Annotated in this window: 7 protein-coding genes; 4 read left to right on the plus strand and 3 right to left on the minus strand. The window is 61.7% G+C overall.

What is annotated here, in order from left to right:
• Window positions 1-67 precede the first annotated feature (67 nt).
• Both glgX and LG385_RS12855 read left to right on the plus strand, forming a co-directional pair.
• A complete protein-coding gene (gene glgX, locus LG385_RS12850; protein WP_225774603.1) occupies window positions 68-2,257 on the plus strand; it encodes a glycogen debranching protein GlgX in 2,190 nt (729 codons plus the stop codon).
• A 228-nt stretch (window positions 2,258-2,485) separates the two neighbouring features.
• Window positions 2,486-3,220 (plus strand): endonuclease/exonuclease/phosphatase family protein, encoded by a 735-nt coding sequence (locus tag LG385_RS12855; protein WP_181116376.1) that lies wholly within the window; start codon window positions 2,486-2,488, stop codon window positions 3,218-3,220.
• 79 nt (window positions 3,221-3,299) lie between these two features.
• On the opposite strand, the gene glgB is transcribed toward LG385_RS12855, so the two are convergent.
• The 3 genes from glgB to LG385_RS12870 are packed head-to-tail and all read right to left on the minus strand — an operon-like array spanning window position 3,300 to window position 10,925.
• Window positions 3,300-5,570, minus strand: a complete 2,271-nt coding sequence (gene glgB, locus LG385_RS12860; protein ID WP_225774604.1) for a 1,4-alpha-glucan branching protein GlgB — start codon at window positions 5,568-5,570, stop codon at window positions 3,300-3,302.
• Complete coding sequence (treS, locus tag LG385_RS12865) at window positions 5,567-8,887, minus strand: maltose alpha-D-glucosyltransferase (RefSeq protein ID WP_225774605.1); 3,321 nt, start codon at window positions 8,885-8,887, stop codon at window positions 5,567-5,569. The genes glgB and treS overlap by 4 nt, the downstream gene beginning before the upstream one ends.
• A gap of 13 nt (window positions 8,888-8,900) precedes the next feature.
• Window positions 8,901-10,925, minus strand: coding sequence for an alpha-1,4-glucan--maltose-1-phosphate maltosyltransferase (locus LG385_RS12870; RefSeq protein ID WP_225774606.1), 2,025 nt, complete (start codon window positions 10,923-10,925; stop codon window positions 8,901-8,903).
• A gap of 214 nt (window positions 10,926-11,139) precedes the next feature.
• On the opposite strand from LG385_RS12870, the gene LG385_RS12875 reads away from it, so the two are divergent.
• Window positions 11,140-11,301: a DUF935 domain-containing protein gene (locus LG385_RS12875; RefSeq protein ID WP_225774607.1), complete on the plus strand. Its 162-nt coding sequence runs from the start codon at window positions 11,140-11,142 to the stop codon at window positions 11,299-11,301.
• A 213-nt stretch (window positions 11,302-11,514) separates the two neighbouring features.
• Window positions 11,515-12,594, plus strand: a complete 1,080-nt coding sequence (locus LG385_RS12880) for an enoyl-CoA hydratase/isomerase family protein (protein ID WP_225774608.1) — start codon at window positions 11,515-11,517, stop codon at window positions 12,592-12,594.
• Window positions 12,595-12,643 lie beyond the last annotated feature (49 nt).

The following is a 12,643-nucleotide window of genomic DNA, read 5'->3' on the forward strand; positions in this document are numbered from 1 at the left end:
TAGTTAGCGGTCCAGCCGCCTCGACATCTCTTTTTTATTCAAGCGTTTGAAACGTGAAGGACTCCCCATGAGCCGGCAAAAGAAAACTGAACCCGCTGAAGCGGCCGCTACCCCTGATATTCCCGAATCGCCCATTGATCCGTCCCGTATCCGCGAAGGCCTGCCCTTCCCACTCGGCGCAACCTGGGATGGCCTCGGCGTTAACTTTGCGCTGTTCTCGGCCCATGCCACCAAGGTGGAGCTGTGCCTGTTCGATCCCAGTGGCGAACATGAAATCGCCCGTATCGAGCTGCCCGAATACACCGATGAGATCTATCACGGCTATCTTCCGGACGCACATCCCGGGTTGATCTACGGGTACCGGGTGTACGGCCCGTACGACCCGAAGAACGGCCACCGCTTCAACCACAACAAACTGCTGATCGACCCCTATGCCAAGCAGCTGGTGGGGGAGCTCAAGTGGTCCGAAGCCCTGTTCGGCTACACCATCGGCCACCCCGATGACGACCTGAGCTTCGACGAACGTGACAGCGCGCCCTTCGTGCCCAAGTGCAAGGTGATCGACCCGGCCTACACCTGGGGCCAGGATCAGCCCGTGCGGGTGCCGTGGGACAAGACGGTCATCTACGAAGCCCATGTACGCGGGCTGACCATGCGCCATCCTTCGGTGGCCGAGTCGGTACGCGGCACATTCGCAGGCATGAGCAACCCCGACGTACTTGACCACCTCAAGAAACTGGGCGTGTCGTCTGTGGAGCTGTTGCCTATTCACGGCTTCCTGAACGACCAGCACCTGCTCGAAAAAGGGCTGAACAACTATTGGGGCTATAACTCCATTGCGTTCTTCGCGCCGCATTCCAAATACCTGGCCAGCGGCAAGATCGCCGAGTTCAAGGAAATGGTCGCCCACCTGCACGAAGCAGGCCTGGAGGTCATTCTGGACGTGGTGTACAACCACACCGCCGAAGGCAACGAGCGCGGCCCAACCCTTTCCATGCGGGGGATCGACAACGCCTCGTACTATCGCCTGATGCCCGACGACAAGCGTTACTACATCAACGATTCCGGTACCGGCAACACACTGGACCTGAGCCACCCTTGCGTACTGCAAATGGTCACCGACTCGCTGCGCTACTGGGCCAGCGAAATGCACGTGGACGGGTTCCGCTTCGACCTGGCAACGATCCTGGGTCGTTACCACGATGGTTTCAGCGAGCGTCACAGCTTCCTCGTGGCCTGCCGTCAAGACCCGATACTGCGTTCGGTAAAACTGATCGCCGAACCATGGGACTGCGGCCCGGGCGGTTATCAGGTAGGTAACTTCGCGCCAGGCTGGGCGGAATGGAACGACAAGTTCCGCGACACTGTGCGTTCGTTCTGGAAAGGGGACGAAGGCAAGCTGGCAGCATTCGCCTCGCACATGACCGGCTCTGGCGATCTGTTCAACCATCGCGGTCGTCGGCCGTTCAGCTCCGTGAATTTCGTTACTGCCCACGATGGCTTCACCCTCAAGGACCTGGTGTCCTACAACGAGAAGCACAACGAAGAGAACGACGAGAACAACCAGGACGGTACCAGCAATAACATGTCCTGGAACCACGGTGTTGAAGGCCCCACCGATGATCGCAATATCATCGAGCTGCGCCTGCGCCAGATGCGTAACTTCTTTGCCACGCTGCTGTTCTCCCAGGGCACGCCCATGATGGTGGCCGGCGACGAGTTCGCCCGTACCCAGAACGGCAACAACAACGCCTACTGCCAGGACAGCGAGATCGGCTGGATCAACTGGGAGCTGGACGAGGACGGCAAGCAGTTGATGAAGTTCGTGCGCCGGCTCACCAAGCTGCGCCTGACGTACCCGATGCTCCGTCGCAATCGCTTCCTGGTGGGCACATACAACGAGGAACTGGGGGTCAAGGACGTGACTTGGCTGGACCCGCATGGCAACGAGATGACGCCGGAGCAGTGGCAGGATAACAATGGCCGCGCGCTGGGGATGCTGCTGGACGGCCGTGCCCAACCTACGGGTATTCGCAAACGCGGCGACGACGCTACCTTGCTGATCATCGTCAACGCCCACCACGACGTGGTGAATTTCACGCTGCCGGAAGTGCCTCAAGGCACCCATTGGAATTGTCTGGTGGACACCAACCGCCCTACCCTGCGCGACCCAGAGGCGCTGGACTTTGGCACGGAGTTCATGGTGACCGGCCGTTCGTTCCTGCTGTTCGAAGCGCATCACGAAGAAGACGACTGATTTGCTGGCTCTCGATCTGCGCCCGTAGGAAGCGGGCGCCGTGCAACGGGCGTAGCTCGCGAAGAAGCTTGCACGGGTCCTAGGAGGAGGTCGCTGGAACTGCGCTAGCCATCCTCGGGTCTGAAGCTGTGACCGTTTTCGATTCGAGGAGCCACTGTGTACGCCGAGCCAGCCGAGGGTGCCAGCAACCCGCATGGGGGCGCAAAACGCGACCGTGAGGTTCACCGCATACGTGTCCTCACGGTCAATACGCACAAAGGCTTCACTGCGTTCAACCGCCGATTCATTCTGCCGGAGCTGCGTGAAGCGGTACGCAGCACCAGCGCGGATATCGTGTTCCTGCAGGAAGTGCTGGGCGGCCATGACCGCCACGCCTCACGCTTCGCCAACTGGCCGCAGGTGTCCCAATATGAATTTCTGGCCGACAGCATGTGGCCCGAATTCGCTTATGGCCGTAATGCGGTCTACCCCGACGGCCATCACGGCAACGCCCTGCTCTCCAAGTACCCTATCCTCCATTACCGCAACCTGGATGTATCCATCACGGGGCCGGAGCGGCGCGGGTTCCTGCACTGCATCCTGCAGGTGCCTGGGCACGAAGACGGCGTCCATGCCATCTGCGTTCATTTGTCGTTGATGGAGCACCACCGTCAGCAGCAGCTTCGGCTGTTACGCCAACTGCTGGACTCGCTGCCACCGCATGCCCCGGTGATCATCGCCGGGGATTTCAACGACTGGCAGCTCAAGGGCAACGCGACCCTGGCGCAGTATGGCGACCTCCACGAGGCATTCGAGCGCAACCTGGGCCAGTTACCTAAAACCTACCCTGCCCGCTTCCCCATGCTGCGCCTGGACCGCATCTACCTGCGCAACGCCACCAGCCACCAACCGCGGATCCTCGGCACCCGCCCGTGGACACACCTGTCAGACCACCTGCCGCTGGCGGTAGAGATCCACCTTTAATTGCCCACGTTTAACCTGTGGGAGCTGGCGGAGCCTGCTAATTACCCGGCTCCGACAGCCCCTTGAGATTCAGAGGCGCTCACTCGTGGGGTGCATCCGACCCCAAAGACCTCGCTTGCTTGACCACCTGAGGCTGCAGAATCAGCACACCCAACGGCGGCAATCGCAGATTCAGCGAATGGACCTGGCCGTGGCTTTCGATCTCTTCGCTGGCCACCGCGCCGCCGTTGCCGTAGTTGGAACCGGCATAGGTTTCCGCGTCGCTGTTGAACACCTCGTCCCACAAGCCCGCCACCGGCACGCCAATGCGGTAGCTATCACGCGGCACGGGGGTAAAGTTCGCCACCACCAAAAGCGGCTCGCCATGGCGGCTCCAGCGCAGATAGGCGTACACGCTGTTCACTGCGTCATCGCCAATCACCCACTGGAAGCCCTGCGGCTTGCAGTCCTGTTCATGGAGTGCCGGCTCCTCGCGGTACAACCGATTCAGGTCGCTGATGGCCTGCTGCACGCCCTTATGCTCTGAATACTGCGTGAGGTACCAGTCCAGCTGGTGGTCATGGTTCCACTCGCGGAACTGACCGAATTCGCACCCCATGAACAGCAATTTTTTGCCGGGATGGGTCCACATGAAGGCCAGGTAGGCCCGCAGGTTCGCGAACTTCTGCCAGCGGTCGCCCGGCATCTTGTCGATCAGCGAATGCTTGCCATGCACCACTTCATCGTGAGAAATCGGCAGCACGAAGCGCTCCGAGAACGCATACATCAGCCCGAAGCTGAGTTCGTTGTGGTGATGCTGACGATGGATAGGGTCGTTCTGAATGTAATGCAGCGTGTCGTGCATCCAGCCCATGTTCCACTTGTACGAGAAGCCCAGGCCGCCTTGCTGGGTACTTTGGCTTACGCCTGGCCAGGCCGTGGACTCCTCGGCGATCACCAGCGCGCCGGGGGTTTCCTGGACGACCACGTCGTTGAGGTGGCGCAGGAATTCGATCGCCTCGATGTTTTCACGGCCGCCATACTGGTTGGGTACCCACTCGCCGGCCTTGCGCGAATAGTCGCGGTAGAGCATCGACGCCACAGCGTCTACTCGCAAGCCGTCGATGTGGTAATGCTTGAGCCAGTGCAACGCCGAGGCAATCATGAACCCGTGCACTTCGGTGCGCCCGAGGTTGTAGATCAGGGTGTTCCAGTCCTGATGGAAGCCTTCCAGCGGGTTGTCGTATTCGTACAGCGCAGTGCCGTCGAACCGGGCCAGGCCATGTTCATCGGTCGGGAAATGCGCGGGCACCCAGTCCAGGATCACCCCGATATTCGCCTGGTGGCAGGCGTCTACAAAGGCCGCGAACTCGTCCGGCTCGCCGAAGCGGGCCGAGGGGGCGAACTGGCTCAGCGGCTGATAGCCCCACGATCCCCCGAACGGGTGCTCCATCACCGGCATCAGCTCAATATGAGTAAAGCCCAACTGCTGAATGTAAGGGATAAGCCGATCGGCCAGTTCGCTCCAGCTGTAGTGCCGGCTGAATTCACCGGCTTCGTCGGTTTCCACCATCCAGGAGCCGGCGTGCAGCTCATAGATGGACAGCGGTTTGTCGGCACCGGCGGCCTCCTGGCGCCCTTCCATCCAGGCCTGGTCGCCCCATTGGTGGCGCAAGCGCGTAGCTACTCGCGAGCCGGTGGCGGGCGGCAATTCGGTCCAGCGCGCCAACGGGTCTGCCTTGAGCGGCAAGACGCCGTGCTGCCCTAGCACTTCGTACTTGTAGATTTCACCTGCGTTGAGCGCGGGGATGAAAATCTCCCAGACGCCGCTAGGATGGCGCTGGCGCATGGGGTGGCGACGGCCGTCCCAGCCGTTGAAATGGCCTACAACCGATACCCGGCGGGCATTGGGCGCCCACACCGAGAACCGTACGCCTTCCACGCCGTGAACGTTGATCACCTGCGAGCCCATGGCGTCGCTGAGGTTGCGATGATTACCCTCCGCGAACAGGTAAAGATCCATTTCACCTAGCTGCTGGCCGAAGCTGTAAGGATCGTGAGCCACCTGTACACCGGTGGCCCAATGAATCTTGAGCCGATAATCCCGTGTGCCTTCGAGGCGGCCAGCGAAGAATCCAGGCACCGAAGGATGTTCTTCGAGGTGCCCGATCGTATCTTCACTGTGGCTGCTTACCAATTCCACCCGCATGGCATGGGGCAGATAAGCCCGTACATACAGGCCCTCCGCTCCATCTCCGTGCGGCCCCAATACCGCGAACGGGTCGGGGTGCTCTGCACGCACCAATGCCTGTATGTCCGCGTCTGGCGGAAATACGCCCTGGGCGCGGCCCTGTCCCTGTTGCGCACTCATGTGTTGTCTCCGTTGATAGCCAGCAGCCCGAAGAGGCCATGCAAGGGCACGGCCAACCAGCTCGGGCGATTCTCGGCTTCGTAAGCGATTTCGTAGGCAGCCTTTTCCAGGCTGAAGAGTTCGAGCGCGGCACGCTCGCCTTCGGGGTCTTCCCAGGCATGAGCCAAGGTAGCGCTGGCCAGGCCATACGCTTCTATGAACGCCTGACGCGCTTCCGCCAGGTAGCGGTCGGCTACACGCTGGCGAGCATCGGCGGCTTCTGTGGAGCTGTCCACGGCCTGGGCACTGCGCACCGCCATGGCCGCGGCATAGTCGAACGAACGCAGCACACCACTCACGTCTTTGTACGGGCTGTACTTGCCACGGCGCTCTTCCAGCGGCCGTGCCGGCTCACCTTCGAAGTCGATCAGGTAAGCATCGCCCTGCACCACCAGTACCTGGCCCAGATGAAGATCGCCATGAACCCGCATCACCAGGCCACCCACGGCGGTACGGGCAAGCCGTTCCACGTGGGAAAGCAAGGCCTCGCGCCGGCCCAGCAGCTCTGCCACCTTGGGTTTGGCGTCATCCGTGAAGGTGTCCTTGTGTTGTTCGAGTAAGTGCAACGCGCGTTCGACCTGCGCCGTTACGCTTTTGCTCCATGCCTGGGCATCTTTTTCATCACTCACCCGCGCGGCGAAGTCCGGGTTGTCGGTGTCCCCTGCCAGCGCAACGTGCATTTCGCCCAGGCGTTGGCCGAGCATGCCAGCGAACGCCTTCAGTTCTTCGAGCGCGTTGTAGTGCTGCTCCTGCTCGGAACGGGCGGCGTCCAGCTCATCGCGAACGGCCCGCTCGAGGTTGTTCTGGGTCCATTCCCAGGCGTCGCCCTGGTTGTTCAGGTAGCCCTGGGCAATCATCAACAGGTGCGGCACACCGGCTTCGTCCACGCGCACCACCGAGCCCATCAGTGGCGAAATGTTCTGATAGCCTGCCTCGGTGAGGAAGGCGCCCATTTCTAGCTCCGGATGGACGCCACCGCTTACCTTGCGGATCATCTTGAGCACCATGCTGCCGTCGATCACCACCGAACTGTTGGATTGCTCGGCGGACAAGTAGCGGATCGGGGGCTCGTCCGCCACGTTCAAGGCGTCCATTTGGGCGGTATGGGTGAAGCGCAACTGGCCCTCGGCGCACGGCAATACGCTGTCCGCCTTCAGCCCACGCACTACGGCGCGGATAAAGCTTTCGAGCACGAAGGCGTCGGTCAGCAAGCCTACCTTGTTGTTGCGGCGCACCCGGGTGAGCGCCAGTTGCTGGGGCAAGGCGCTGCTGATCAGGTCTTCCGGGACGAACCCGAACGGGAACTGATACCGGCTGAGTACGCCCCCGCTGCTCACTTCGATTTCGCTGAGCAGTACGGGCACCGGCAATTGGCTGAAGCGTACGCCATAGGCCACGCGAATGCTGTCGATGGCGTTGCCCTTGCCACCGAACCAGCGGCGCTTGGGCAAGTACTGCGGCAAGGTGGTGTGCTCGATGGTGTGACGGGCTGGGCCGTCGAGCAATTCTTCCAGGCGCTTCTTGAGCACCAGCGTTTCCAGATCAGGCATAGGTTGTGCGGCCTCCACGTGCCAGCTAGGCATCTGGTTCTCCGGGGCAAGCAGGAACCAGTAAAACCCATAAGGGGGCAAGGTCAGCAGGAACGGCAACTGACCGATGGGGGGAAAGGCATTTCCGCCGAGCATTTCCACCGGCACCATGCCGGCATACGGCGACAGCTCCAGCTCGGCGGCCTGGGCAGCCCTGGACACGTTCGCCACGCACAGGATGTGCTCGGTGCGGCCCTCGGCATCGGTGTACTCGCGCAGGTACGCAAGAATCCGCCGGTTGCTGGGAGTCAGCATTTTCAGCGTGCCGCGGCCGAACGCTTGTTGCTGCTTGCGCACCGCCAGCAAGCGCCGGGTCCAGTTCAGCAACGAATGCGGGTCGCCGGCCTGGGTTTCCACGTTCACAGCCTGATAGCCGTACAACGGATCCTGGATCGGTGGCAGCACCAGGCTGGCGGGGTTGGCGCGGGAGAAGCCGCCATTGCGGTCCACCGACCATTGCATCGGCGTGCGTACCCCGTCGCGGTCGCCCAGGTAAATGTTGTCGCCCATGCCGATCTCGTCCCCGTAATACAGGGTAGGCGTTCCCGGCATGGACAGCAGCAGGCTGTTGAGCAGTTCGATACGGCGGCGGTCACGCTCCAGCAAAGGCGCCAGGCGGCGCCGAATGCCCAAGTTGATCCGCGCACGGCGGTCGGCCGCATAGTGGTTCCAGAGATAGTCCCGTTCGCGGTCAGTGACCATCTCCAGCGTCAACTCATCGTGGTTGCGCAGGAAGATTGCCCATTGGCAGTTTGGCGGGATCTCTGGCGTCTGGCGCAGGATGTCGGTGATGGGGAAGCGGTCCTCCTGAGCCAGCGCCATGTACATGCGCGGCATCAGCGGGAAGTGGAATGCCATGTGGCACTCATCGCCGTTATCGCCCTTGCGGTCGCCAAAGTACAGCTGGGTATCCTCAGGCCACTGGTTGGCTTCGGCCAGCAGCATCCGGTCCGGGTAGTTGGCGTCGATTTCGGCGCGGATCTCCTTGAGTACCTTGTGGGTTTCAGGGAGGTTCTCGTTGTTGGTGCCGTTGCGCTCGATCAGGTACGGGATGGCATCCAGGCGCAAGCCGTCGATACCCAGGTCCAGCCAGTAGCGCATCACTGCAATAACGGCTTTCATCACCTGAGGGTTGTCGAAGTTCAGGTCGGGCTGGTGAGAATAGAACCGGTGCCAGAAGTACTGCCCTGCCACCGGGTCCCAGGTCCAGTTCGACTTTTCGGTGTCCAGGAAGATGATCCGGGTGCCGTCGTACTTCTTGTCGTCATCGGACCATACATAGAAGTCCCGCGCCCGCGACCCCTTCTTCGCTCGCCGCGCCCGCTGGAACCACGGGTGCTGGTCGGAGGTGTGGTTGATCACAAGCTCGGTAATGATCCGCAGGTTGCGCTTGTGCGCCTCGGCGATGAACCGGCGTACATCGGCCATGGTGCCGTAGTCGGGGTGCACAGCCTTGTACTCGGAAATGTCATAGCCGTCATCGCGCCGGGGCGAGGGATAGAACGGCAACAGCCAGATGGTGTTTACGCCAAGCTCGGCGATGTAGTCGAGCTTGGCGATAAGGCCAGGGAAGTCCCCTATGCCGTCATTGTTGGAATCGTGAAACGACTTTACGTGTACCTGGTATATCACCGCATCCTTGTACCAGAGCGGGTCATTCAAGAACGCCTCGCGCGATTTCTTGGCCATTTATACGCATCCGTCAAAAGGCAACTTTTTCCATTCGCCAGATACCGAACGGCATATGCGGCTCCAGGCGGGTCCATTGTGTTTTGCCATGCCATGTCCAGCGGTGCCCGGTCATCAGGTCTTCGCCGTTCACCGAAGCATCGTCGTCCAAACCCAACTCCCACAGCGGCAGTTCGAACTGCGCTTCTTGAGCGTTGTACGGGTCCAGGTTGATCGCTACCAGGATGAAGTTCTTTTTGTCCGGGGTGCGTTTACCGAAATACAGGATGTTGTCGTTCCACGCATTGTAGAAGGCGAACCCGAGGTGGGTTTGCAGCGCGGGGTTCTGCCGGCGAATGCGGTTGAGCTGGGCGATCTCGGCGATGATGTTCCCCGGCTGGGTAAAGTCCCGCACGCGGATCTCGTACTTCTCCGAATCCAGATACTCTTCCTTGCCGGGAATGGGCGCCGACTCGCACAGTTCAAAGCCCGAATACATCCCCCACAGCCCCGACCCCATGGTGGCGAGCGCGGCGCGGATCAGGAACCCGGGGCGCCCGCTTTCATGCAGGAAGAACGGGTTGATGTCCGGTGTGTTCACGAAGAAGTTCGGCCGGTAGCACAGTGACCATGGCGGCTGGTTGAGTTCGGTGAAGTACTTGTGCAACTCGGCCTTGGTGTTGCGCCAGGTGAAGTAGGTGTAGCTCTGGCTGTAACCGACCTTGCCCAGGCGGGCCATCATCGCCGGCTTGGTAAAGGCTTCGGCGAGGAACATCACATCCGGGTCACGGCTGCGGATTTCCTCGATCATCCACTGCCAGAATGGCAGCGGCTTGGTGTGTGGGTTATCCACGCGGAAGATCTTCACCCCTTCCTGTACCCAGCCCCACACCACCTCGCACAGCTCTGTCCAGAGAGAGGGCACCGCATCGGCGGCATAGAAGTCGACGTTGACGATGTCCTGGTACTTCTTCGGCGGGTTTTCGGCGTAACGGATAGTCCCGTCCGGGCGCCACGAGAACCATCCCGGGTGCTGCTTGAGCCACGGGTGGTCCTGGGAGCACTGGATGGCAAAGTCCAGGGCGATCTCCAGGCCGTGCTCGGCTGCAGCCTTCACCAAACGGCGGAAGTCTTCACGGGTGCCCAGCTGTGGATGGATGGCCTCATGGCCACCTTCAGGGCTACCGATGGCATAAGGGCTGCCGACGTCATCCGGGCCGGCTTCCAACGAATTGTTGCGGCCCTTGCGGTGCGCACGGCCGATGGGGTGGATGGGCGTGAAATAGAGTACGTCGAAGCCCATGTCGCGGATCATCGGCAACCGGCTGTGCACGTCGTTGAACGTGCCATGGCGGTTGGGGTCGTCGGTGATAGACCGGGGGAACAGCTCATACCAGCTGGCGAACTCCGCCAGCTTGCGCTCCACCTCAACCGGGTATTCGGGGCTGCGGCTGAGGAACGGGCGGTTATCGGCTTCGCGCATGGCCTGGGCGGTGGCCGGTTCCAACAGCAAGGCAACACGTCGATCCTGATCGAGCCCGCCCAGGAGGTCATGGATGGCCTGCAAACGATCGCGCAGTTCACCCTCGCTGCGGCCGATGGCGTGCATCAGGTGCAGCCGGCCCTCCTCCAGTTCCAGGTCGATGTTCACCCCGGCGCCGTATTTCTTTTCCAGCTCGTAGCGGTAGCTGGCGAAATCATCGCGCCAGGCTTCGATCATGAAACTGTGACGGGCCACTTCGTCGAAGCTGATCTCGGCCTGCCAGCTGTCGTTACCCAGGTCCTGCATGGGCGTGCTGTGCCAGTGACCATCGCCCACCTTGTGCCAGCGCAGCAGCACGGCCAGCTTCTCGTGCCCGTCAGTGAATACCTTGGCGTCCACGGTAAGCATGCGCCCGGGCAAGGACTTGATCGGCCAGGCCCCATCGTCAAGCACCGGGGTTACGTCTTCGATCGCGATGCGCGGCAACAACAGCGCCTCGGACACACTCAAGCGGTGCTCCGGATGCTCACCGTGAGGGGCCCCTGGGCCCGTTTCAAAGGTTTGTTCCACCGTCATCGAGTTTCGCTCCCTACGCCCCGTGGACGCGTTGCGTTCGCTGTATGCCTTGCCGAAGCCGGGCGGCCTCGACCTTTGAATTCGGAGGCTGGCCCTAAATGAAAGTTCAAGCAGCCTGCGTTGCGCGCTATATGCAACCTCCGGGCGGCTCGGTTGAGCCTTAGGGGCTACGCTGAGGTCACGATGTGAAACCCCGCGCCAAAGGAGCATAGCCATGTCACTGCCATTGCCTGAACCGCTTGACGTACCCGACCCGAATATCGATGAGCCAGCATTGCCACCGCCCGTGGACGACCCTGACAATGCGCCCCCGTTACCCGGTAGCCAGCCGGGCGTCGGCGACCCACCGTCAGAGGCCCCGCCCGCCCAGCTGTAACCCGCGTAGCCACGCCTTTTCAGGCGCCTGCACCACAGCCGAACCATGGGGCGTGGATCCGGTCTGAATCTGGTGGTCAGCCACGTGCAAATACGCACGCCGTGGCTGCGCCAATGCCCGTTGAAGCGCGCGAAGGTGGCTGTCAGGATGCTTGCCATCCCGGCAACGCGCGCGCCCTCGGGCCCGCCTAAACAATAAGCAGGGACCTCGCTAATGTCTGCACAGGCTATTTCCGCCAACGGCCAGGAGGCCGGCGTCACCGATGACACCGTTTTGATCGAGGTGCGCAATCATGTGGGGTACCTCACGCTCAACCGTCCCTCGGGCATCAACGCCCTGACGCTGGAGATGGTCCGCACCCTTCGTGCCTGCCTGGCCGAATGGGCGGATGATCCGCAGGTGTTCGCCGTGGTATTGCGCGGCGCCGGGAGCAAGGGCTTCTGCGCGGGTGGCGACGTACGCGCCTTGTGCAAAAGCTACGAACACCACGACACCGTGCATCAAGCGTTCTTCGCCGAAGAATACGAACTCGACCTGGCCCTGCATCAATTCCGCAAGCCTGTGGTCGCGATCATGGACGGTTTCACATTGGGTGGTGGCATGGGCCTGGCGCAAGCCGCCGAACTGCGCATCGTGACCGAGCGCAGCTGGCTGGGCATGCCGGAAACCGCCATTGGTTTCTTCCCCGACGTGGGCGCCAGCTATTTCCTGTCCCGGCTGCCAGGTGCCATCGGGCTGTATCTGGGCATCACCGGCGCCCGTATCCAGGCCGCCGATGCCTTGTATTGCGGGCTGGCCGACTGGTTCGTGGAACACGACCGGCTGGCGCAGTTCGAGGAGCGGCTGGGCCAGGTGGACTGGTCGCCGATGCCGCTCAAGGATATCCAGAACATATTGGCCAAGCTTGGCGTGCAAGCACTGCCCGAACCACCGCTGGATCGCCTGCGGCCTGCCATCGATCATTTCTTCAACCAACCGGAGGTGCCCAGCATCATTGAACAGCTTCGCCAGGTGAACGTGGCCGACAGCCGCGACTGGGCCTTGCGCACCGCGGATGAAATGGCCCTGCGCTCGCCGCTGGCCATGGCGGTCACGCGTGAGATGCTGGTATTCGGCCGGCAGCTGAGCCTGGAGAGTTGCTTTGCCATGGAGCTGCACCTGGCGGCTCAGTGGTTCGAGCGCGGCGACCTGTTGGAGGGCGTTCGTGCGGTATTGATTGACAAGGACAACCGGCCTCGGTGGAAACCCGCACCCGGCCAACGACAATTACAAGAACTATTCGAAGGCCTCTGACCCCACAGGCCCGCGCAGCGGGCGACAGGGGCGTAGCAGGCCGCGCAGG

Origin of the sequence: Pseudomonas sp. Marseille-Q5115 (assembly GCF_916618905.1) — a bacterium.
In the GTDB taxonomy this organism is placed as follows: Bacteria; Pseudomonadota; Gammaproteobacteria; order Pseudomonadales; family Pseudomonadaceae; genus Aquipseudomonas; species Aquipseudomonas japonica_A.

Excerpts from the sequence above, each read along its gene's own strand:
- glgX (WP_225774603.1), top strand. The coding sequence starts at position 68 with ATGAGCCGGCAAAAGAAAACTGAACCCGCTGAAGCGGCCGCTACCCCT.
- glgB (WP_225774604.1), bottom strand. The coding sequence starts at position 5,570 with ATGAGTGCGCAACAGGGACAGGGCCGCGCCCAGGGCGTATTTCCGCCA.
- treS (WP_225774605.1), bottom strand. The coding sequence starts at position 8,887 with ATGGCCAAGAAATCGCGCGAGGCGTTCTTGAATGACCCGCTCTGGTAC.
- LG385_RS12870 (WP_225774606.1), bottom strand. The coding sequence starts at position 10,925 with ATGACGGTGGAACAAACCTTTGAAACGGGCCCAGGGGCCCCTCACGGT.
- LG385_RS12875 (WP_225774607.1), top strand. The coding sequence starts at position 11,140 with ATGTCACTGCCATTGCCTGAACCGCTTGACGTACCCGACCCGAATATC.
- LG385_RS12880 (WP_225774608.1), top strand. The coding sequence starts at position 11,515 with ATGTCTGCACAGGCTATTTCCGCCAACGGCCAGGAGGCCGGCGTCACC.